The sequence below is a fragment of the Streptomyces sp. NPDC002671 genome (genome assembly GCF_053592475.1).
Map to the genome: position 1 here is coordinate 136,157 of NZ_JBSFVU010000011.1, position 19,991 is coordinate 156,147.

At 71.3% G+C, this 19,991-nt stretch carries 21 protein-coding genes; 13 read left to right on the top strand and 8 right to left on the bottom strand.

Going from position 1 to position 19,991, the window contains the following annotated elements:
• Positions 1 to 29 precede the first annotated feature (29 nt).
• Together ACWD35_RS19140 and ACWD35_RS19145 are read right to left on the bottom strand one after the other, a co-directional pair.
• Positions 30 to 935, bottom strand: a complete 906-nt coding sequence (locus ACWD35_RS19140; protein ID WP_451352432.1) for a DeoR/GlpR family DNA-binding transcription regulator — start codon at positions 933 to 935, stop codon at positions 30 to 32.
• 204 nt (positions 936 to 1,139) lie between these two features.
• On the bottom strand, positions 1,140 to 2,588 hold the full coding sequence (locus ACWD35_RS19145) for an NAD(P)H-quinone dehydrogenase (protein WP_451352433.1): 1,449 nt from the start codon (positions 2,586 to 2,588) through the stop codon (positions 1,140 to 1,142).
• Between the two features lie 86 nt (positions 2,589 to 2,674).
• Between ACWD35_RS19145 and ACWD35_RS19150 the strand changes: the two genes are divergently transcribed.
• The 3 genes from ACWD35_RS19150 (at position 2,675) to ACWD35_RS19160 (ending at position 5,765) form a co-directional block, all read left to right on the top strand.
• Positions 2,675 to 3,112: a gamma-glutamylcyclotransferase gene (locus ACWD35_RS19150; protein ID WP_451352434.1), complete on the top strand. Its 438-nt coding sequence runs from the start codon at positions 2,675 to 2,677 to the stop codon at positions 3,110 to 3,112.
• Between the two features lie 130 nt (positions 3,113 to 3,242).
• On the top strand, positions 3,243 to 4,067 hold the full coding sequence (locus ACWD35_RS19155) for a purine-nucleoside phosphorylase (protein WP_451352435.1): 825 nt from the start codon (positions 3,243 to 3,245) through the stop codon (positions 4,065 to 4,067).
• Positions 4,068 to 4,133: 66 nt separating this feature from the next.
• Complete coding sequence (locus ACWD35_RS19160) at positions 4,134 to 5,765, top strand: phospho-sugar mutase (protein ID WP_451352436.1); 1,632 nt, start codon at positions 4,134 to 4,136, stop codon at positions 5,763 to 5,765.
• A 74-nt stretch (positions 5,766 to 5,839) separates the two neighbouring features.
• Here the strand turns inward: ACWD35_RS19160 and ACWD35_RS19165 are convergent, their stop codons facing one another.
• A complete protein-coding gene (locus tag ACWD35_RS19165; protein ID WP_451352437.1) occupies positions 5,840 to 6,529 on the bottom strand; it encodes a PH domain-containing protein in 690 nt (229 codons plus the stop codon).
• Positions 6,530 to 6,642: 113 nt separating this feature from the next.
• Here ACWD35_RS19165 and deoC point away from each other — a divergent pair, with 113 nt between their 5' ends.
• The 3 genes from deoC to ACWD35_RS19180 are packed head-to-tail and all read left to right on the top strand — an operon-like array spanning position 6,643 to position 9,942.
• Complete coding sequence (deoC, locus tag ACWD35_RS19170; protein WP_451352576.1) at positions 6,643 to 7,602, top strand: deoxyribose-phosphate aldolase; 960 nt, start codon at positions 6,643 to 6,645, stop codon at positions 7,600 to 7,602.
• 5 nt (positions 7,603 to 7,607) lie between these two features.
• Positions 7,608 to 9,044, top strand: coding sequence for an aldehyde dehydrogenase family protein (locus ACWD35_RS19175; protein ID WP_451352438.1), 1,437 nt, complete (start codon positions 7,608 to 7,610; stop codon positions 9,042 to 9,044).
• Positions 9,037 to 9,942, top strand: a complete 906-nt coding sequence (locus ACWD35_RS19180; protein WP_451352439.1) for an aldehyde dehydrogenase family protein — start codon at positions 9,037 to 9,039, stop codon at positions 9,940 to 9,942. The genes ACWD35_RS19175 and ACWD35_RS19180 overlap by 8 nt, the downstream gene beginning before the upstream one ends.
• Positions 9,943 to 10,044: 102 nt before the next feature.
• Here ACWD35_RS19180 and ACWD35_RS19185 read toward each other — a convergent pair whose 3' ends face one another.
• Positions 10,045 to 10,470 (bottom strand): hypothetical protein, encoded by a 426-nt coding sequence (locus tag ACWD35_RS19185; protein WP_451352440.1) that lies wholly within the window; start codon positions 10,468 to 10,470, stop codon positions 10,045 to 10,047.
• A 127-nt stretch (positions 10,471 to 10,597) separates the two neighbouring features.
• Here ACWD35_RS19185 and ACWD35_RS19190 point away from each other — a divergent pair, with 127 nt between their 5' ends.
• The gene (locus ACWD35_RS19190; RefSeq protein ID WP_451352441.1) at positions 10,598 to 11,242 is read left to right on the top strand and encodes a uridine kinase family protein; all 645 of its coding nucleotides are present in this window, start codon (positions 10,598 to 10,600) and stop codon (positions 11,240 to 11,242) included.
• A gap of 244 nt (positions 11,243 to 11,486) precedes the next feature.
• Here ACWD35_RS19190 and ACWD35_RS19195 read toward each other — a convergent pair whose 3' ends face one another.
• Positions 11,487 to 12,224: a SigE family RNA polymerase sigma factor gene (locus ACWD35_RS19195; RefSeq protein ID WP_451352442.1), complete on the bottom strand. Its 738-nt coding sequence runs from the start codon at positions 12,222 to 12,224 to the stop codon at positions 11,487 to 11,489.
• Positions 12,225 to 12,472: 248 nt separating this feature from the next.
• On the opposite strand from ACWD35_RS19195, the gene afsQ1 reads away from it, so the two are divergent.
• From afsQ1 to ACWD35_RS19220, 5 genes are all read left to right on the top strand, one after another.
• Positions 12,473 to 13,150: a two-component system response regulator AfsQ1 gene (gene afsQ1 / locus ACWD35_RS19200; protein WP_451352443.1), complete on the top strand. Its 678-nt coding sequence runs from the start codon at positions 12,473 to 12,475 to the stop codon at positions 13,148 to 13,150.
• Positions 13,147 to 14,760 (top strand): ATP-binding protein, encoded by a 1,614-nt coding sequence (locus ACWD35_RS19205; protein ID WP_451352444.1) that lies wholly within the window; start codon positions 13,147 to 13,149, stop codon positions 14,758 to 14,760. The genes afsQ1 and ACWD35_RS19205 overlap by 4 nt, the downstream gene beginning before the upstream one ends.
• Positions 14,750 to 15,370, top strand: a complete 621-nt coding sequence (locus tag ACWD35_RS19210) for a hypothetical protein (RefSeq protein ID WP_451352445.1) — start codon at positions 14,750 to 14,752, stop codon at positions 15,368 to 15,370. Before ACWD35_RS19205 ends, ACWD35_RS19210 begins: the two co-directional genes overlap by 11 nt.
• Before the next feature lie 68 nt (positions 15,371 to 15,438).
• On the top strand, positions 15,439 to 16,014 hold the full coding sequence (locus tag ACWD35_RS19215) for a VanZ family protein (RefSeq protein WP_451352446.1): 576 nt from the start codon (positions 15,439 to 15,441) through the stop codon (positions 16,012 to 16,014).
• Positions 16,015 to 16,126: 112 nt separating this feature from the next.
• Positions 16,127 to 16,330, top strand: a complete 204-nt coding sequence (locus tag ACWD35_RS19220; RefSeq protein ID WP_451352447.1) for a PspC domain-containing protein — start codon at positions 16,127 to 16,129, stop codon at positions 16,328 to 16,330.
• A 78-nt stretch (positions 16,331 to 16,408) separates the two neighbouring features.
• On the opposite strand, the gene ACWD35_RS19225 is transcribed toward ACWD35_RS19220, so the two are convergent.
• Positions 16,409 to 16,765, bottom strand: a complete 357-nt coding sequence (locus ACWD35_RS19225) for an ATP-binding protein (RefSeq protein ID WP_451352448.1) — start codon at positions 16,763 to 16,765, stop codon at positions 16,409 to 16,411.
• 149 nt (positions 16,766 to 16,914) lie between these two features.
• Positions 16,915 to 18,090 carry an adenosine deaminase gene (locus ACWD35_RS19230; protein ID WP_451352449.1) on the bottom strand — a complete coding sequence of 392 codons (1,176 nt, stop codon included), beginning with the start codon at positions 18,088 to 18,090 and terminating at the stop codon, positions 16,915 to 16,917.
• A 133-nt stretch (positions 18,091 to 18,223) separates the two neighbouring features.
• Here ACWD35_RS19230 and ACWD35_RS19235 point away from each other — a divergent pair, with 133 nt between their 5' ends.
• Positions 18,224 to 18,988 carry an alpha/beta hydrolase gene (locus tag ACWD35_RS19235; protein ID WP_451352450.1) on the top strand — a complete coding sequence of 255 codons (765 nt, stop codon included), beginning with the start codon at positions 18,224 to 18,226 and terminating at the stop codon, positions 18,986 to 18,988.
• Here the strand turns inward: ACWD35_RS19235 and ACWD35_RS19240 are convergent.
• Positions 18,985 to 19,944, bottom strand: coding sequence for a LysR family transcriptional regulator (locus tag ACWD35_RS19240; protein WP_451352451.1), 960 nt, complete (start codon positions 19,942 to 19,944; stop codon positions 18,985 to 18,987). The two genes, ACWD35_RS19235 and ACWD35_RS19240, sit on opposite strands and share 4 nt — an antisense overlap.
• Positions 19,945 to 19,991 lie beyond the last annotated feature (47 nt).

The window sequence follows — 19,991 nt, forward strand, 5'->3', positions numbered from 1 at the left end:
TGCAACACCCTTGGGGGCGCGGAGCTGTATCAGCGCCGCCGGAGGTCGGCAACGCGCCCCCGCTCAGCCCCAGCTGACGGCTCTCCCAGCATCCCCCGCAACCCACCCCCGGGCACCTGCCCTCGCCGAGGCCCCGGCAGGGAGGCGGCACGCCTCGCTGCCGCCCCCTGCTCACCCCCCGGGAGGGATCCGGCCCCGGCCACAGCGATCTGCACCCCCTGATCCGCAAGGGCTTGGAGTTCGGTCGCGGCGCGGTCGTCGTGGGCCAGAGGCTCGTCGGTCACGAGCCGCGTGATGACATCCGTCGGCACCGTCTGGAACATCGTGTCCGTACCGAGCTTGGTGTGGTCGGCGAGGACGACGACCTCCGCGGCGGCCTGCACCAGCGCCCGGTCGACGGACGCCGAGAGCATGTTGGACGTGGACAGCCCGCGTTCCGCGGTCAGGCCGCTGCCCGAGAGGAAGGCCTTGGACACGCGCAGCCCCTGCAGGGACTGCTCCGCGCCGGAGCCGACGAGGGCGTAGTTGGAACCACGCAGGGTGCCACCGGTCATCACGACCTCCACCCGGTTGGCGTGGGCCAACGCCTGGGCCACCAGCAGGGAGTTGGTGACGACGGTCAGCCCGGGCACCCGCGCGAGCCGGCGGGCCAGCTCCTGCGTGGTGGTCCCCGCCCCGACCACGATGGCCTCGCCCTCTTCGACGAGGCCGGCGGCGAGATCGGCGATGGCCGTCTTCTCGGCGGTCGCGAGATGTGACTTCTGGGGAAAGCCGGACTCCCGCGTGAACCCGCCCGGCAGTACCGCACCGCCGTGCCGGCGGTCGAGGAGTCCTTCTGCCTCCAGTGCCCGCACGTCCCGCCGTACGGTCACTTCGGAGGTCTGGACGACGCGGGCGAGCTCACGGAGCGACACGGCTCCGTTCGCTCGCACCATTTCAAGGATCAATTGGCGACGTTCAGCAGCGAACACGAAACTGACAGTAACCCCGACGACCGTCTGGTTTCAGCAGTTTGCGCCGAATAACAGAAGATGACCGCACGGTGGGGCGGGAAGTGGTATAGGACCTACCCGCCCCGACTATGCCGCATGCACGCGCGGCAACTCCCCGTGACCAGCGGGGAGTTCGCGCCGGGCTCGTCAGGCTTCGCCGGCCGCCTTGCGGGTGGCGAGCTGCCGCGCGACCTCCGCGATCGACCCCGAAAGGGAGGGGTACACGGTGAATGCGTTCGCGATCTGTTCGACCGTCAGATTGTTGTCGACCGCGATCGAGATGGGGTGGATGAGTTCCGAGGCGCGCGGCGCCACCACGACACCGCCCACGACGATCCCGGTGCCCGGCCGGCAGAAGATCTTGACGAAGCCGTCCCGGATGCCCTGCATCTTGGCGCGCGCGTTGCGCAGCAGCGGGAGCTTGACGACGCGCGCGTCGATCTTGCCCGCGTCCACGTCGGCCTGCGTGTAGCCGACGGTGGCGATCTCGGGGTCGGTGAAGACGTTGGACGAGACCGTCTTCAGGTTCAGCGGGGTCACCGTCTCGCCGAGGAAGTGGTACACGGCGATACGTCCCTGCATGGCCGCCACCGAGGCGAGGGCGAAGACACCGGTCACGTCACCGGCGGCGTACACGCCCGGCGCGGTCGTACGCGACACCTTGTCGGTCCAGATGTGGCCCGACTCGCGCAGCTTCACGCCGGCCTCCTCCAGGCCGAGCCCCGCGCTGTTCGGTATGGCGCCGACCGCCATGAGGCAGTGCGTGCCGCTGATGACGCGCCCGTCGGCCAGCGTCACCTCGACCCGGTCGCCGACGCGCTTGGCGGCCTGCGCGCGGGAGCGGGCCATGACGTTCATGCCACGGCGCCGGAACACGTCCTCCAGGACGGCGGCGGCGTCCGGGTCCTCGCCCGGCAGCACGCGGTCGCGGGAGGAGACCAGGGTGACCTTGGAGCCCAGGGCCTGGTAGGCACCGGCGAACTCGGCACCGGTCACACCGGAGCCGACCACGATCAGCTCTTCGGGCAGCTCGGTGAGGTCGTAGACCTGGGTCCAGTTGAGGATGCGCTCGCCGTCGGGCTGGGCGTCGGGCAGCTCGCGCGGGTGACCGCCGGTGGCGATGAGCACGGCGTCGGCGGTGAGGGTCTCCTCGGTGCCGTCGGCAGCGCTGACGACGACCTTCCGGGAGCCGTCGAGGGCCTGCATGCCCTCCAGCCGGCCGCGACCGCGCATGACCCGGGCGCCGGCGCGCGTCACGGACGCGGTGATGTCGTGGGACTGGGCGAGCGCGAGCCTCTTCACACGGCGGTTGACCTTGCCGAGGTCCACGCCGACCACCCGGGCCGCCTGCTCCAGCGGCGGGGTGTCGTCGGCGACGATGATGCCGAGTTCCTCGTACGACGAATCGAAGGTGGTCATCACCTCGGCCGTGGCGATCAGAGTCTTCGACGGCACGCAGTCGGTCAGCACCGACGCTCCGCCCAGACCGTCGCAGTCGACGACGGTCACCTCCGCACCGAGCTGGGCGGCTACCAGGGCCGCCTCGTATCCGCCGGGTCCGCCACCGATGATCACGATCCGAGTCACGTACCCCATTGTCCCGCACGCCTCAAGGTGCCACTGCCCGGGGGCGTCCGTGAGACCGGTGGGGCGGGAGTTTCCGGCTGCCGTACCCTCTCCCCATGTCGCTCTATGCCGCGTACGCCGGCAACCTCGACGCGCGGCTGATGTCCCGCCGCGCCCCGCACTCCCCGCTGCGCGCCACGGGCTGGCTGAACGACTGGCGGCTGACGTTCGGAGGCGAGCAGCTGGGCTGGGAAGGCGCGCTGGCGACGATCGTCGAGGCGCCCGGGGCGCAGGTCTTCCTCGGCCTGTACGACCTCGCACCCATGGACGAGGAGTCACTCGACCGGTGGGAAGGCGTGGGCCTCGGCATCTACCGCCGGGTCCGGATCCGCGTACACACCCTGGACGGCGAGGAAGCCGCCTGGACGTACGTCCTGAACGGCTACGAGGGCGGCCTGCCCTCGGCCCGCTACCTCGGCGAGATCGCGGACGCGGCCGAGTCCGCGGGGGCTCCGCACGACTACGTGATGGAGCTGCGCAAGCGTCCGTGCTGACGGACCTGCGGACCGACCTGACGACGGGCTTGCCGACGGATGTCCTCGTCGGAAACGACAAGACAACGATCCCGATCCCGTGGGCTCTGTCATCTACGCGCGTAGGCGAAGAGCGGTTACTCTCGTTCACGTGAACGCATCTCTTCTTCCGGACGACATCCAGGGCGACCCCTACGCCGCCGCCGACGCCGCCGCCGCGCGCCTGCGCGAACTGACCGGCGCCGAGACCCACGACGTCGCCCTCGTGATGGGCTCCGGCTGGGCCCCGGCCGTCGACGCCCTCGGCGCCCCCGAGGCTGAGTTCCAGGTCACCGAGCTGCCCGGCTTCCCGCCGCCGGCCGTCGCGGGCCACGGCGGCAAGATCCGCTCGTACGCCTTCGGTGACAAGCGCGCGCTGGTCTTCCTGGGCCGCACGCACTACTACGAGGGCCGCGGTGTGGCCGCCGTCGCGCACGGCGTCCGTACGGCCGTGGCCGCGGGCTGCAAGACCGTGGTCCTCACCAACGGCTGCGGCGGTCTGCGCGAGGGCATGCGCCCCGGTCAGCCGGTCCTGATCAGCGACCACATCAACCTGACGGCGACCTCGCCGATCGTCGGCGCCAACTTCGTCGACCTGACCGACCTGTACTCCCCCCGCCTGCGCGCCCTGTGCAAGGAGATCGACGACTCCCTGGAGGAGGGCGTCTACGCGCAGTTCCCCGGCCCGCACTACGAGACCCCGGCCGAGGTCCGCATGGCCCGTGTCATCGGCGCGGACCTGGTCGGCATGTCCACGGTCCTGGAAGCGATCGCCGCGCGCGAGGCAGGCGCCGAGGTGCTGGGCATCTCCCTGGTCACCAACCTCGCGGCCGGCATGACCGGCGAGCCCCTCAACCACGAGGAGGTCCTCCAGGCGGGCCGCGACTCGGCGGCACGGATGGGCCAGCTGCTGGCGCAGGTGCTGGGCCGGCTGTAAGCGACCTTTCCGGCCCACCGAGTCAGGTGGGCGGGTGGGCACGACCAACGAAAGGTTGACCACGACGTGCACGACGATCTCATCGCCAGGGCCGAGGCTTGGCTCGCCGAGGACCCCGACCAGGAGACTCGCGACGAACTGGCCAAGCTGATCGAGGCCGGTGACGTGACGGAACTGTCGGCCCGCTTCAGCGGCACCCTGCAGTTCGGCACCGCCGGCCTGCGGGGCGAACTCGGCGCCGGCCCCATGCGCATGAACCGCAGCGTCGTCATCCGCGCCGCCGCGGGCCTCGCCGCGTACCTGAAGAAGAACGGTCACGCCAACGGCGTCGTCGTCATCGGCTACGACGCCCGCCACAAGTCCGCCGACTTCGCCCGGGACACCGCCGCGGTGATGACCGGCGCCGGTCTGCGTGCCGCCGTGCTCCCCCGCCCCCTGCCCACCCCCGTCCTGGCGTTCGCGATAAGGCACCTGGGCGCGGTCGCGGGCGTGGAGGTCACCGCCAGCCACAACCCGCCCCGGGACAACGGCTACAAGGTCTACCTCGGCGACGGCTCCCAGATCGTCCCGCCCGCCGACGCGGAGATCGCCGCCGAGATCGACGCGATCGTCTCGCTGAACGACGTACCGCGCCCGGAGGCCGGCTGGGAGATCCTGGACGACACGGTCCTGGACGCCTATCTGGCCCGTACGGACGCCGTCCTGGCCGAAGGCTCGCCCCGCACCGCCCGCACCGTCTACACGGCGATGCACGGCGTCGGCAAGGACGTCCTGCTGGCCGCGTTCGCCCGGGCCGGCTTCCCCGAGCCGGTGCTGGTCGCCGAGCAGGCCGAGCCCGACCCGGACTTCCCGACGGTCGCCTTCCCCAACCCGGAGGAACCGGGCGCGATGGACCTGGCGTTCACCCAGGCCCGTGCGACCGACCCGGACCTCGTCATCGCCAACGACCCCGACGCCGACCGCTGTGCCGTCGCCGTCAAGGACGGCGGCGAGTGGCGGATGCTGCGCGGCGACGAGGTCGGCGCGCTGCTCGCCGCCCACCTGGTCCGGCGCGGCGTGCAGGGCACCTTCGCCGAGTCGATCGTCTCCTCCTCCCTGCTCGGCCGTATCGCCGAGAAGGCGGGACTGCCGTACGAGGAGACCCTGACCGGCTTCAAGTGGATCGCCCGCGTCGAGGGCCTGCGCTACGGCTACGAGGAGGCCCTCGGCTACTGCGTGGACCCCGAGGGCGTACGGGACAAGGACGGCATCACCGCCGCGCTCCTGATCACCGAGCTGGCCTCGGTGCTGAAGGAGGAGGGCCGTACCCTCCTGGACCTCCTCGACGACCTCGCCGTGGAGCACGGCCTGCACGCCACCGACCAGCTGTCGGTGCGCGTCCAGGACCTCTCGCTCATCGCCGACGCGATGCGCCGCCTGCGCGAGCAGCCGCCGACCGAGCTGGCGGGTCTGGCCATCACCAGGGCCGAGGACCTCACCCAGGGCACCGACAGGCTGCCGCCCACGGACGGCCTGCGCTACACGCTGGACGGCGCCCGTGTCATCGTGCGGCCCAGCGGCACCGAGCCCAAGCTGAAGTGCTACCTGGAGGTCGTCGTGCCGGTCGCCGAGCACGCCGGTCTGCCGGCCGCCCGGGCCCGCGCCGCCGAGCTGCTCACAGCGGTCAAGCGCGACCTGTCCGCCGCGGCGGGCATCTGAGGTTCCGCCCGTAAGGGCCCAGCAGGGGTGCTCCCGAGTCCGGGGGCACCCCTACGGCATTCCGGGGGCTTCGCTCACCCCACCGCGAGCAGAATCGCGAGCAGCACCGCGCCGGCCACGGCGGGCGCGATCACCTCGTAGGCCCAGCGGACCGTGACCTCGCCCTGCGCCGACTCGGCCGTCGCGCGGCGTTCCTGGAGGTCGCGCAGGTCGGTCATGATCTGGTCGCTCTGGGCCCGCGTACGGCCCGTCGCGCCCGCACCGGCGCCCAGGCCGCCGAAGCCCGGACGGCCGAACCCCAGCCGCCCGGCGGGGCCGCCACCGGCCGCCTCCGCCGCCGCGCGGACCCTGCGGTCGGCCGCCTTCTTGCGGCCCCGCAGCGAGACCGGGATGGACCACAGCTGGTACTTGGTGCCGGACTTGGCGACGACCTCGTTGGAGTAGCCGGAGCGCAGGACGGAGATCTCGCCCCAGGGCAGGGTGATGACCCGGAAGGGGTTGCGGACCCGCAGCCGGTCCTCGTTCGCGAAGACGGCCGGGCGGAGCGTGAAGGCTACGGTCAGCGGCACGATCAGGATCAGCCCGGCGAGCGCCAGCCACGGCGTCCGCCCGTGCCCGCTGATCAGCGCGTCGATGCCCAGCCAGCCCACGAGCGCGAGCAGCAGCACACCGCCCACGAGCGCCATGGGCGAGCGGTAGATCAGGTCCTTGGCAGCGGGCTGCGGCGGCTGTGGCGCGGGTGACTGGTGGTCCGGCGTCGTCATGTCGCCGATTCTGCCCGACGCCCGGGGAAACGCTCATACGTGGTGCGCGATGACGAGATGAGCGCCCGGGACTGTACAGCCGCTACGCGCGTAGATATGCTCGTCTGGTGACCATGCCCAGTACTGCACCCACAGCTAGCGCTCTCGCAGACGTCACCGCGTCCGACAGCACGCTGCGCCGCTTCCTCCACGGGCTGCCCGGCGTCGACGCGGTCGGCCTGGAGGCGCGCGCCGCGTCTCTCGGCACCCGTTCCATCAAGACCACCGCGAAGGCGTACGCCATCGACCTCGCCATCTCGATGGTCGACCTGACGACGCTGGAAGGCGCGGACACCCCGGGCAAGGTCCGGGCGCTCGGCGCCAAGGCCGTCCATCCCGACCCGACGGACCGCACGACCCCGACCACGGCCGCGGTCTGCGTCTACCCCGACATGGTGGCCGTCGCCAAGGAGGCCGTCGCCGGTTCCGGCGTCAAGGTCGCCTCGGTGGCCACCGCCTTCCCGGCCGGCCGTGCCGCGCTCGACGTGAAGCTGGCCGACGTGCGTGACGCCGTCGCCGCGGGCGCCGACGAGATCGACATGGTCATCGACCGGGGCGCGTTCCTCGCGGGCAAGTACCTGAAGGTGTACGACGAGATCGTCGCCGTGAAGGAGGCCTGCGGGACGAGCGCCCGGCTGAAGGTCATCTTCGAGACCGGCGAGCTGTCGACGTACGACAACATCCGCCGGGCGAGCTGGCTGGGCATGCTGGCGGGCGCGGACTTCATCAAGACGTCCACCGGCAAGGTCGCGGTCAACGCCACCCCCGCCAACACCCTGCTGATGCTGGAGGCGGTACGCGACTTCCGCGCCCAGACCGGTATCCAGGTCGGCGTGAAGCCGGCCGGCGGCATCCGCACCACCAAGGACGCCATCAAGTTCCTGGTCCTGGTCAACGAGACCGCGGGCGAGGACTGGCTGGACAACCACTGGTTCCGCTTCGGCGCCTCCTCGCTGCTGAACGACCTGCTCATGCAGCGTCAGAAGCTGGCCACCGGCCGCTACTCCGGCCCCGACTACGTGACGGTGGACTGATCACCATGGCTTCCGCATTCGAGTACGCACCGGCGCCCGAGTCCCGCTCGGTCGTCGACATCGCCCCTTCCTACGGCCTGTTCATCGACGGCGAGTTCGCCGAGGCGGCCGACGGCAAGGTCTTCAAGACGGTCTCCCCGTCCACCGAGGAGGTCCTCTCCGAGGTCGCCCAGGCGGGTGAGGCGGACGTCGACCGCGCGGTGAAGGCCGCCCGCAAGGCCTTCGAGAAGTGGTCGGCGCTGCCCGGCTCCGAGCGCGCCAAGTACCTGTTCCGCATCGCCCGGATCATCCAGGAGCGCAGCCGTGAGCTGGCCGTCCTGGAGACGCTGGACAACGGAAAGCCGATCAAGGAGACCCGCGACGCGGACCTCCCGCTGGTCGCCGCGCACTTCTTCTACTACGCAGGCTGGGCCGACAAGCTCGACCACGCCGGCTTCGGTGCCAACCCGCGTCCGCTGGGCGTGGCCGGCCAGGTCATCCCCTGGAACTTCCCGCTGCTGATGCTGGCGTGGAAGATCGCCCCGGCGCTCGCGACCGGCAACACGGTCGTCCTCAAGCCCGCCGAGACGACCCCCCTCTCCGCCCTGTTCTTCGCGGACATCTGCCGCCAGGCGGGCCTGCCCAAGGGTGTCGTCAACATCCTTCCGGGCTACGGCGACGCGGGCGCCGCGCTCGTCGCGCACCCGGACGTCAACAAGGTCGCCTTCACCGGCTCCACGGCGGTCGGCAAGGAGATCGCGCGGACCGTCGCGGGCACCCGGAAGAAGCTCACCCTCGAACTGGGCGGCAAGGGCGCCAACATCGTCTTCGACGACGCCCCGATCGACCAGGCCGTAGAGGGCATCGTCACCGGCATCTTCTTCAACCAGGGCCAGGTGTGCTGCGCCGGCTCGCGCCTCCTCGTCCAGGAGTCGATCCAGGACGAGCTGCTGGACTCCCTGAAGCGCCGCCTGTCGACGCTGCGCCTCGGCGACCCGCTCGACAAGAACACCGACATCGGCGCGATCAACTCCGCCGAGCAGCTGGCCCGGATCACCGCGCTCACCGAGCAGGGCGAGGCGGAGGGCGCCGAACGCTGGTCCCCGGTCTGCGAACTGCCCTCCTCCGGCTACTGGTTCGCCCCGACGCTGTTCACGAACGTCACCCAGGCCCACACCATCGCCCGCGACGAGATCTTCGGCCCGGTGCTGTCGGTCCTCACCTTCCGCACGCCCGACGAGGCCGTCGCCAAAGCCAACAACACGCAGTACGGCCTGTCGGCGGGCATCTGGACGGAGAAGGGCTCGCGCATCCTGGCGGTGGCGAACAAGCTCCGCGCGGGCGTGATCTGGTCCAACACGTTCAACAAGTTCGACCCGACCTCGCCGTTCGGCGGTTACAAGGAGTCGGGCTTCGGCCGCGAGGGCGGTCGTCACGGCCTGGAGGCGTACCTCGATGTCTGAGAAGACCGAAAAGACTGAGCGACTCTCCGTCTTCAAGACCTACAAGCTGTACGTCGGCGGGAAGTTCCCGCGTTCCGAGAGCGGCCGGGTGTACGAGGTGGCGGACTCAAAGGGCAACTGGCTGGCCAACGCACCGCAGTCCTCCCGCAAGGACGCCCGTGACGCGGTCGTGGCCGCGCGCAAGGCGTTCGGCGGCTGGTCCGGCGCGACGGCGTACAACCGCGGCCAGGTCCTGTACCGCGTCGCGGAGATGCTGGAGGGCCGCAAGGACCAGTTCGTCCGCGAGGTCGCCGAGGCCGAGGGGCTGTCCAAGTCGAAGGCCGCCGCCGTCGTGGACGCGACCGTCGACCGCTGGGTCTGGTACGCGGGCTGGACCGACAAGATCGCCCAGGTGATCGGCGGCGCCAACCCGGTCGCGGGCCCGTACTTCAACCTCTCCTCCCCCGAGCCGACCGGCGTGGTCGCCGTCCTGGCCCCGCAGGAGTCGTCCTTCCTGGGCCTGGTCTCGGTGCTCGCCCCGGTGATCGCCACCGGCAACACGGCGGTCGTGGTCGCGAGCGAGAAGTCCCCGCTCCCGGCCCTCTCCCTGGGCGAGGTGCTGGCCACCTCGGACGTGCCGGGCGGTGTCGTCAACGTCCTGTCCGGCCGTACGGCGGAGCTCGCGGCCCCGCTGGCCGCGCACCAGGACGTCAACGCGATCGACCTCGCGGGCGCCGACGAGGTGCTGGCGAAGGAGCTGGAGATCGCGGCGGCCGACAACCTGAAGCGCGTCCTGCGTCCACAGCCTGTGGACGACTGGTCGGCGACGCCGGGCATCGACCGCATGACGGCCTTCCTGGAGACCAAGACCGTCTGGCACCCCACCGGGTCGCTGGGCGCGTCGGGTTCGTCGTACTGAGCCGTCCGTCCCGCGGCCGTACCGGACCCACCCGCGAACGAGCCGCGTCGCCCCTCCGTCCGGGGGCGGCGCGGCTCTTCGCCTGCGCACCTGCCGTGCGGGTCAGCCCAGCGGGGCGCCCTGGCCGGCGCCCAGCAGCCCCGTCACCAGCCCCGCCCCCGGCACCGCCCCGAGCGACTGGGCCTGGGCGACCGGGCCTGTCAGCATCCGTGAGTCGACCGGCTTGAAGTCGGCCACCTGTGTGCCCAGCCCGTTGTCCAAGGGGTCGGCCCCCGTGCCGGCCAGCGGATTGGGCTTGAGGCCGGCGACCGGGCCCGTGACATAGCCGACCGTGCCGGTGAGGGCGGCCAGGCCCGTCTGCGGGTCGATCCTGCCGAGCGAGGTGGGCCGCGACGGCACGTCCACGAGCGGTGCGGCGGCCTCCGCGTGGGCCGTCGCCGCGCCCGCCCCCAGGGCCGCTCCGGCGGTCGCGAGGGCGATCAGGGCGCGCTGCACGGTGGGGTGCTGGGGGGAGGTGTGTCGGGCCATCGCTGGTGCCACCTTCTGGTGCGCAGAGTAATGAGGTCGACACGTAGAGTAGTTGAGGTACGGCTCACGCTCAAAAGCCGACCCGCGGGGTCGGCAGGCGGCCCCCCATACGTCAAACTGGTGTTCCGTGAGCATTCATCCCCCGTCCCCCGCCCGTGTCGTGCTGCTGTGCGGCCCCTCGGGCTCGGGCAAGTCCCTCGTCGCCGCCCGTTCCGGGCTCCCTGTCCTGCGCCTTGACGACTTCTACAAGGAAGGCGACGACCCGACTCTGCCCCTGGTGGCGGGGAGTTCGGACATCGACTGGGACCACCCCGGGTCCTGGGACGCGGACGTCGCCGTCGAGGCCATCGCCCGGCTGTGCGCCACCGGGTCGACGCCGGTGCCGGTGTACGACATCGCGCAGAGCGCCCGTACCGGCGAGGAGACCCTGCACATCGGCCGCACCCCGCTGTTCATCGCGGAGGGCATCTTCGCCGCGGAGATCGTGCAGCGGTGCCGGGAACTGGGCCTGCTCGCGGACGCGCTGTGCCTGACCCGCGGGGCGGTCACCACCTTCCGGCGGCGCTTCCTGCGGGACCTGAAGGAGGGCCGCAAGTCGGTGCCGTTCCTGCTGCGCCGCGGCTGGCGGCTGATGCGCGCGGAGCGGTCGATCGTGGCCCGCCAGGTCTCCCTGGGCGCCCACGCCTGCGACCGGGACGAGGCGCTGGGCCGGCTGGCGACTGCCGCGGCGGGGCGCCATGTGTCCACGAAGAGCACCGCAACCATCAACTGAGGAACCACGACGGCGATCGGCCACGTCCGCGAGAGCGGCGCCGGTTCAGGCGCAAAAAGGCGCGGGACTGGACGGACCCCCCGGCCCTCCAGTCCCGCTTCTGTGCTCCCCCGTGTTCCCCCGTGGTCTCCCCCGTGTACCCCCTCTCGGGCCCACCCCCCAGTGGTCCCCCGTGTTCCCCCGTGTTTCCCCGTATTCCCCCGTGTTTCCCCCGTAGGGCCGCCCCCCAGCGGCCCGTCCACCTTCAGGCGACCAGTTCGCCGAAGGCATCCTCCTCGTCACGGCCGAAGCTGAGGACGTCGTCCTCGCGCAGCCGGCGGAGCGACCGCCAGATGCTGGACTTCACCGTGCCGACACTGATGCCGAGGATCTCCGCGATCTCCGGGTCCGTGCGGCCCTCGTAGTAGCGCAGGACCAGCATGGTGCGCTGGAGTTCGGGCAGCCGGGCCAGCGCCTGCCACAGGACCGCGCGCAGTTCGGTGCCGCGCATCGCGTCCGTCTCGCCGACCGTCTCCGGCAGTTCCTCGGTCGGGTACTCGTTGAGCTTGCGCCGCCGCCAGGCGCTGATGTGCAGGTTGGTCATGGTGCGGCGCAGGTAGCCGCCGACCGCGGCCTTGTCGCTGATCCGGTCCCACGCCTTGTACGTCGAGAACAGCGCGCTCTGCAGCAGGTCCTCGGCCTCGAAGCGGTCACCGGTGAGGTGGTAGGCGGTGGCGTACAGGGAGGCGCGGCGCTCCTGGACGTAGGCGGTGAATTCCGCCTCCGTCAGCGAACGACGCTCCCCCGAGTCCTCCCTGTACGCGGCTCCCCCGTGCGTTTCCCCCGTGAAACCGTCAACCACCGTCATGATCGCGGTGTGCTGACGTCCGGTGCCGCGAGCGCACCCCCGCCCGCTCACGGCACCGGACTTCTCGGAACCCCGGTGCACGTCGTGCAGACGCGTGACAACTGCGCTGGTGCTCATGCTGTGCAGCGTGTTCATCTCGCGCTCCCCGTCGTGGACGTCCGGAAATTCGGCTTGTTCGGGCCGGGCCGGCCTGCTCGTTTCGCCGCCCTGCCTGTGCCCAAAAGACTGCCGGGGCCACTTCATGGCCGTGTCCGTCGACTGTCACAGACCTGTCACAGGGGCCGGTCCGAGCGTCGTCACAGAAAGCGCACAGGTGGTTCCGGTAGCGAAGGCCTGGTGTCATCAGGTCGTACGACACCCCCTTCATGGGCCAGAATGAGCCCGTGCCTTCCCTGTTGCTGATCGAGGACGACGACGCCATCCGTACGGCCCTGGAGCTCTCCCTGACGCGCCAGGGACACCGGGTGGCCACCGCTGCCAGCGGTGAGGACGGACTGAAGCTGTTGCGCGAACAGCGCCCGGATCTGATCGTGCTGGACGTGATGCTGCCCGGCATCGACGGGTTCGAGGTGTGCCGGCGCATCCGGCGCACCGACCAGCTGCCGATCATCCTGCTGACCGCGCGCAGCGATGACATCGACGTGGTCGTGGGGCTGGAGTCCGGTGCCGACGACTACGTCGTCAAGCCGGTGCAGGGCCGGGTGCTGGACGCCAGGATCCGGGCCGTGCTGCGGCGCGGGGAGCGCGAGTCCAACGACTCGGCGACGTTCGGGAGCCTGGTCATCGACCGTTCGGCGATGACCGTCACCAAGAACGGCGAGGATCTGCAACTGACCCCGACCGAGCTGCGGCTGCTGCTGGAGCTGAGCCGGCGTCCCGGTCAGGCGCTGTCGCGGCAGCAGTTGCTGCGGCTGGTGTGGGAGCACGACTACCTGGGCGACTCGCGCCTGGTGGACGCGTGTGTGCAGCGGCTGCGCGCCAAGGTGGAGGACGTGCCCTCGTCCCCGACCCTGATCCGTACCGTCCGTGGTGTCGGCTACCGCCTGGACGTTCCTCAGTGACCGACAAGCAAGGTGGGCTGCGCGGCTGGGCCGCGGGGCGTGTGGGAAGTCTGGCGCGGCTGCGTTTCACCAGCCTGCGGCTGCGACTGGTGGTGGTCTTCGGCCTGGTCGCCCTGACCGCCGCGGTGTCGGCCTCGGGCATCGCCTACTGGCTGAACCGGGAAGCGGTGCTGACGCGCGCTCAGGACGCGGTGCTGCGCGACTTCCAGCAGGAGATGCAGAACCGGGCCGGCGCGCTGCCCGTGCACCCCACCCAGGACGAACTCCAGCGCACGGCCGGTCAGATGGCCTCCGGCAGCCAGCACTTCAGCGTGCTGCTCGTCGGCCAGGACGCGAGCGGCAAGACGGTGTACGGCAACTCGGGCGGTATCAACGGCTTCGCCCTGGAGGACGTGCCCGAGTCGCTGCGCAAGGCGGTGGACCGGCGGCAGAAGGTGACCGACGAGAACACCTCGCCGTACCACCTCTACTGGCAGCGGACCGAGGAGCGCGGTACGCCCTATCTCGTCGCCGGTACGCGGCTGATCGGCGGCGGTCCGGCGGGCTACATGGCGAAGTCGCTGCAGCCGGAGGCCAAGGACCTCAACTCCCTTGCCTGGTCGCTGGGGATCGCCACCGGCCTCGCGCTGATCGGCGCCGCGCTGCTCGCGCAGGCCGCCGCCACGACCGTGCTCAAGCCGGTGCACCGGCTGGGCGTGGCCGCCCGGCGGCTCGGCGAGGGCAAGCTGGACACCCGGCTGCGGGTGTCCGGCACCGACGAACTCGCCGATCTGTCACGGACGTTCAACAACGCGGCCGAGGCGCTGGAGAAGCGGGTCGCGGACATGGCCGCCCGGGACGAGGCCTCGCGCCGCTTCGTCGCCGACATGTCGCACGAGCTGCGCACCCCGCTGACCGCCATCACCGCCGTGACGGAAGTGCTGGAGGAGGAGCTGGAGTTCGAGTCCGGGAGCATCGACCCGATGATCGAGCCGGCCGTACGGCTCGTGGTCAGCGAGACCCGACGGCTGAACGACCTGGTCGAGAACCTGATGGAGGTCACCCGCTTCGACGCGGGCACCGCCCGGCTGGTCGTGGACGACGTCGACGTCGCCGACCAGATCACCGCCTGCATCGACGCCCGCGCCTGGCTGGACGCGGTGGACCTGGACGCCGAGCGCGGCATCCACGCCGTCCTCGACCCGCGCCGCCTGGACGTCATACTCGCCAACCTGATCGGGAACGCGCTCAAGCACGGCGGGTCGCCGGTGCGGGTGTCGGTGCGCATCGACGGCGACGACATGGTCATCGCGGTGCGCGACCACGGGCCCGGCATCCCCGAGGACGTCCTCCCGCACGTCTTCGACCGCTTCTACAAGGCGAGCGCCTCCCGGCCGCGCTCCGAGGGCAGCGGCCTGGGCCTGTCCATCGCCCTGGAGAACGCCCACATCCACGGCGGCGAGATCACCGCGGCCAATTCCCCCGAGGGCGGCGCGGTGTTCACACTGCGGCTGCCGAGGGACACCTCACGGGTGACGGAGGAGGACGGCGAGAACGGCGAGAACGGCGAGAACAGCGACAACGGCAAGCAGGATGACAAGGGAACGGAAAGGAGGGGTGATGACCGCTAGAACCGCTGGACGTGTACGGCGGCTGCTGGCACTGTCCCTCCTGGGCGCGCTGGTCACCGGGTGCGGGATCCGGGCCACGCAGGTGCCGACCGACTTCGGCGGGGCGCCCTCGCGGGTACCGTGCTCGCTGGCCGGACCCGACGTGTCGACACAGTCCTCGCACGGGGTGCCCGTACAGGTGTTCCTGCTGTGCGCCTCGTCCCTGGTGACCGTCGACCGGACCGTGCACGTCCCGGACGGCACCCCGGACGCCAAGCGCCGGGTGATCGTGGCGCAGGGCCTGCTGGACCAGCTCGCGCAGTCCCCGTCGGCCGCGGAGAAGGAGGCGGGGTACAGCACGTACGTGCCGGGCGGCATGAGCGTGACCGGGCCGGGCCCGCTGGACCCCGAGGACACCCTGCGGCTGAGCACCGCCCCGGACCGGCTCACCTCCTACGCCCTCGCGCAGGTGGTGTGCACCCTCTCCGACTCGGCGGCGACCGAGGGCAACGGCTCGGTGATCCTGGGCGGTCCGTCCGCCGGTCCACTGCGCCGCTACGAGTGCACCGACGAGGTCCGCAGCCGCCCCGGCACGACCGAGCCGCCGTCGAGCGGGGTCGCGCGGGGCTAGCGGGGCTCGGGGGCACGACTGTGTGGCCTCGGGGAACCGTTCGTGCGGGTGGGCGCGTCTACGGGTGCGTGCAGCTTCAAGGCTCCATCGGCGGCAGCGCCGCGATCCGCATCCGTGTGACAGGGGGTGTCCTCCTCGTCGCCCATCTCGCGCTCGTCGCCTGGCTGATGCTGCGGCCCCTGGACGTGCCCTGGGTGATGCCCGCCAACCTGCGCCCGCTGGCCGGCATCCGGGCCGACCTGGCGCTGGGCTGGCCGGAGGCGGCCCGGCGCATCGGCGAGGGGCTGGCGCTGCTCGCGCCGCTGGGCGTGCTGCTGCCGATGGCGCACGGCAGGCTCGCCGTGTCCCGGCTCTCCTCCCTGGTCCGTACGACCGCGGCGGGCGCCCTGATCTCCGTGGGGATCGCCCTGTTGCAGACCGGGGTGCCCGGCAGGGTCGTGGACGTCGACTCGCTGCTGCTGAACACGACGGGCGTGCTGCTGGCCCATGTGGCCGTGGTGCCCGCGGGCCGTGCCTGGCTTCGGCGGCGGGGCGAACGCGAGGGCCGTGCGGCCGAGGGCCGGGAGGCCGAGCCGGTCACCGTCTTCGAGGACCGCCCTCAGGGGCGCACCCCGACGATTCCCAGGGTCGGCATAGCTCCGTAGAGGGACGTTTCGTCCCGTTCGGCTCCGTACGGTGGAACACAGTTGGGGCGGCCACACCGGCGGCCCCGAACGAGCGGCTCACCAGCGAGCCGACGACCACGGAGGAGCCGACATGACCGCTCTCGCCCGCCCCACCCACGGCCGCATGCTCGGCGGAGTGTGCGCAGCGCTGGCACGGCGCTTCGGCACCTCCGCGTCGACGATGCGGGTGATCTTCCTGGTCTCCTGCCTGCTGCCCGGCCCGCAGTTCCTGCTCTACATAGCCCTGTGGATCCTGCTGCCGTCCGAGGACAAGGTCCGTTCCACCGACTGGTGACCTCCGGCCGGGCGTGCGAACGCCGTTGGGGCGCTCCCGGAAGGCACCGGTGCGCCCCAACGGTGGTGGGGGGTGGGCTCAGCCGAGCGGGATCCCGTTCACCGGCAGACCGTGCGTGGGCAGCCCCTTGCCGATCGGCAGTCCGCCGAGCAGCCCGGCGACCGGCTTGGTCGGCCCGTCGGCGAGGACCCGCTCGGCGACAGGCTGCGCGGCGGCCAGACCGGTGCCGAGGCCACCCTGCCCCTGGGCGAGCGTCTCGGCGGCACCCGGCAGCGCCTTGCCCACGTTCTCGGCCGGCAGCGTCTTGGTGACGCCGTCCAGGGTCTGCGTGGCGTCCGGGACGGCCGGGGCCGCGTTGGCCGCTCCCGCGCCGAGGGCGGCGAAGGCGGCACCGAGGGCGGCGACACCGAGGGTCTTGGCAGCAGACTGCTTCATGGTGAATGCGTCCTTGAATGCGGAGACGGAGAGAAAAACGATCCGATCGGTCCACGACCGTAAACATGCCGTGCCACCCGCCGCAAACACCGAAATGCGGACGGCTCGCGAAAGCGCGTCCGCATTCCGTACGACCGATCAGGCCGCCGTCACCCCTCCGAGCCTGCGGAACCGCTGGTGGAAGCGGTCTGCTGGAACAGCCATTCGGCCTTCAGTTCGGAATATCCGGGCTTGATGACGTCATTGATCATGGCGAGTCGTTCATCGAAAGGAATGAACGCTGATTTCATCGCATTGACGGAGAACCACTGCAGGTCATCGAGCGTGTAGCCGAATGCGTCGACCAGGTGCTCGAATTCCTGGCTCATGGTGGTGTGCGACATCAGCCGGTTGTCGGTGTTCACCGTGGCCCGGAAGTGCAGCCGGCGCAACAGCCCGATCGGGTGCTCGGCGTACGAGGGCGCGGCCCCGGTCTGCAGGTTGGAGCTGGGGCACAGCTCCAGCGGGATCCGCTTGTCGCGGACGTAGGACGCCAGCCGCCCGAGCCGCACGGAGCCGTCCTCCTGGACCTCGATGTCGTCGATGATCCGCACGCCGTGCCCGAGCCGGTCGGCGCCGCACCACTGGAGCGCCTGCCAGATGGACGGCAGCCCGAAGGCCTCGCCGGCGTGGATGGTGAAGTGGTTGTTCTCGCGCTTGAGGTACTCGAACGCGTCCAGGTGCCGGGTGGGCGGGTAGCCGGCCTCGGCACCGGCGATGTCGAAGCCGACCACGCCCGAGTCGCGGTAGCGGTTGGCGAGTTCGGCGATCTCCAGGGCACGGGCCGCGTGCCGCATGGCGGTCAGCAGGGCGCCGACCCGGATGCGGTGACCGTTCTCCCGGGCGAGCCGCTCCCCTTGCCGGAAGCCCTCGTTGACGGCCTCGACCACCTCTTCGAGGCTCAGCCCGCCCTCCAGGTGCTGCTCGGGGGCGTACCGCACCTCGGCGTAGACGACCCCGTCCTCGGCGAGGTCCTCGGCGCACTCCCGGGCGACCCGGATCAGCGCGTCCCGGGTCTGCATCACGGCGACGGTGTGCGCGAAGGTCTCCAGATACCGTTCCAGCGAGCCGGAGTCGGCGGCCTCGTGGAACCAGATGCCCAGCTTGTCGGGGTCGGTCTCGGGGAGCTGGGTGTAGCCCGCCTCGCGGGCCAGTTCGACGACGGTTCCGGGGCGGAGCCCGCCGTCGAGGTGATCGTGCAGCAGAACCTTGGGCGCCCGGCGGATCTGGTCCGGCGTCGGAACGTTCGTCGGGACGGTCCCAGTCGAAGCAGTCTGGCTCGTCATTTCCGCACTCTAACGCCTACGCGCGTAGAGAACCCCTCAAATGGCACGAATCGCTCCGCACGTTTTCCGTCGATACGGAACGGTGACCGCAGGGACGGGTTTCGTACACCGATCCTTCTGAAACTGTTCTGTCATGGGACAGCAACCGACGCCGGTCCGAACGGCCAGGCTGGGCAGGGCAGTCGGCCAGGAGCCGAACGCCGTGAGCGGAGCGGTACTCCTGCTCCCCGGAGGGGAGGAGGTCTCCGCCCGCAGGCCGTCCCTCGTACGGGCGACAGCCCTCGTCCGCTCCCTGGGCCGCAGGCTCGCACGCGCGGGCCGCGCCGACGGACTCGTCGTGCACACCGTCCACTACCGGTACCGGGGCTGGAACGGCAGCGAGGCGCACCTCGCGGCGGACGCGTCCTGGGCCGCCGACGAGATCCAACGGCGGTACGGCGACGTCCCGGTGTGCCTGGTCGGGCAGGACATGGGCGGGCGGGCCGCCCTGCACGCCGGAGGCCACGAGGCCGTCAACTCCGTCGTGGCACTGGCCCCCTGGCTGCCGGAGGACGACGTGGCCGCCCCCGCCGAACCGGTCAGACAGCTGGCGGGGCGGCGGGTGCTGATCGTGCACGGCACGAACGACGAACGGACCGACCCCGAGCTGTCGTTCCGGCTGGCGGCACGGGCGAAGAAGGCCAACCGCGAGGTCTGCCGGTTCGAAGTGCACACCGACGGACACCGGTTGCACGGCTACCGCGAGGAAGTGCTCTGCCTGGTGGCCGACTTCACGATGGGGGCGCTGTTCGGGTGGCCGGTGTCGCGCCCGGTGGAGGATGCGCTGGCCGCTCCGCCGCCGATCGGGTTGCGGATGCCCTTGGCCGCGGGGTTCGGACAGTCGCTGCACAGGGTCTAGGGCAGAAGGCTGCCTCTTCTCGACAGCAGGAACTTCTTGAATGCCGCCACCGGCGGGGTGTCCGGGCGGTCGGCCAGCCACGCCACGCCGATCTCTCGTACCGCTCTCGGGGCCGTCACCGTCAGTTCCACGACCCCCGGCCTCGGCACGGTCGGCGGGGGCAGGAGGGCGACCCCGAGGCCGGCCGCGACCAGGCCCCGCAGGGTCTCCGCCTCCTCGCCCTCGAAGGCGACGCGGGGCTTGAAGCCCGCCTCCCGGCACAGGGCGTCGGTGATGCGGCGCAGGCCGTAACCCGTTTCCAGGGTCACGAACGTCTCCTCGGCGGCCTCGGCCAGGCGGATCCGGCGGCGGGCGGCGAGGCGGTGGTCGGCGGGGACGACCAGGCGCAGCTTCTGCTCGTCCAGGCGGCGCGCGACGAGGTCGGGGGCGTCCGGGACCGGGGAGGTCAGGCACAGGTCCAGTTCGCCCACCCGCAGCCCCTCCAGCATCGCCTCGCCGTAGTTCTGGACGAGGCTGAAGCGGACGCGCGGATGGTCGGCACGGAAGGCGTGGATCAGGCCAGGCACGGTCTCGGCGCCCATGGTGTGCAGGAAGCCGAAGGCGACCTTGCCGGTGGCCGGGTCGGCGTCTGCGCGGACCTCCTCGGCGGCGCGCTCGATCTCGGCGAGGGCGCGCTCGACGGAGCCGAGGAAGGTGCGGCCGGCGGGGGTGAGGGAGACCGTACGGCCGTGGCGGGCGAACAGGTCGACGCCCAGGTCCTGCTCCAGGCGGGCCATCGCGCGGGAGAGGGTCGACTGCGGGACGTTCATCTCGTGGGCGGCCCGGGTGACGTGCTCGGTACGGGCCACTCCGGCGAAGTACGCGAGGCGCGGAGCCAGCACCATCGACATCGCAGACGTGTCTTCTGTGTCACCGGACGGTGACAGTCGAGGCTGTGAGCTTTGCTGATGCACCATGGGAACGATTATGGCGATTCCATGCATTGGACGGATGAGCGGGATCG

Excerpts from the sequence above, each read along its gene's own strand:
- ACWD35_RS19140 (WP_451352432.1), bottom strand. The coding sequence starts at position 935 with ATGGTGCGAGCGAACGGAGCCGTGTCGCTCCGTGAGCTCGCCCGCGTC.
- deoC (WP_451352576.1), top strand. The coding sequence starts at position 6,643 with ATGCCCAGTACTGCACCCACAGCTAGCGCTCTCGCAGACGTCACCGCG.
- ACWD35_RS19150 (WP_451352434.1), top strand. The coding sequence starts at position 2,675 with ATGTCGCTCTATGCCGCGTACGCCGGCAACCTCGACGCGCGGCTGATG.
- ACWD35_RS19180 (WP_451352439.1), top strand. The coding sequence starts at position 9,037 with ATGTCTGAGAAGACCGAAAAGACTGAGCGACTCTCCGTCTTCAAGACC.
- ACWD35_RS19210 (WP_451352445.1), top strand. The coding sequence starts at position 14,750 with ATGACCGCTAGAACCGCTGGACGTGTACGGCGGCTGCTGGCACTGTCC.
- ACWD35_RS19185 (WP_451352440.1), bottom strand. The coding sequence starts at position 10,470 with ATGGCCCGACACACCTCCCCCCAGCACCCCACCGTGCAGCGCGCCCTG.
- ACWD35_RS19225 (WP_451352448.1), bottom strand. The coding sequence starts at position 16,765 with ATGAAGCAGTCTGCTGCCAAGACCCTCGGTGTCGCCGCCCTCGGTGCC.
- ACWD35_RS19175 (WP_451352438.1), top strand. The coding sequence starts at position 7,608 with ATGGCTTCCGCATTCGAGTACGCACCGGCGCCCGAGTCCCGCTCGGTC.
- ACWD35_RS19195 (WP_451352442.1), bottom strand. The coding sequence starts at position 12,224 with ATGAACACGCTGCACAGCATGAGCACCAGCGCAGTTGTCACGCGTCTG.
- ACWD35_RS19220 (WP_451352447.1), top strand. The coding sequence starts at position 16,127 with ATGACCGCTCTCGCCCGCCCCACCCACGGCCGCATGCTCGGCGGAGTG.
- ACWD35_RS19145 (WP_451352433.1), bottom strand. The coding sequence starts at position 2,588 with ATGGGGTACGTGACTCGGATCGTGATCATCGGTGGCGGACCCGGCGGA.
- ACWD35_RS19230 (WP_451352449.1), bottom strand. The coding sequence starts at position 18,090 with ATGACGAGCCAGACTGCTTCGACTGGGACCGTCCCGACGAACGTTCCG.
- ACWD35_RS19240 (WP_451352451.1), bottom strand. The coding sequence starts at position 19,944 with ATGGTGCATCAGCAAAGCTCACAGCCTCGACTGTCACCGTCCGGTGAC.
- ACWD35_RS19235 (WP_451352450.1), top strand. The coding sequence starts at position 18,224 with ATGGGACAGCAACCGACGCCGGTCCGAACGGCCAGGCTGGGCAGGGCA.
- ACWD35_RS19165 (WP_451352437.1), bottom strand. The coding sequence starts at position 6,529 with ATGACGACGCCGGACCACCAGTCACCCGCGCCACAGCCGCCGCAGCCC.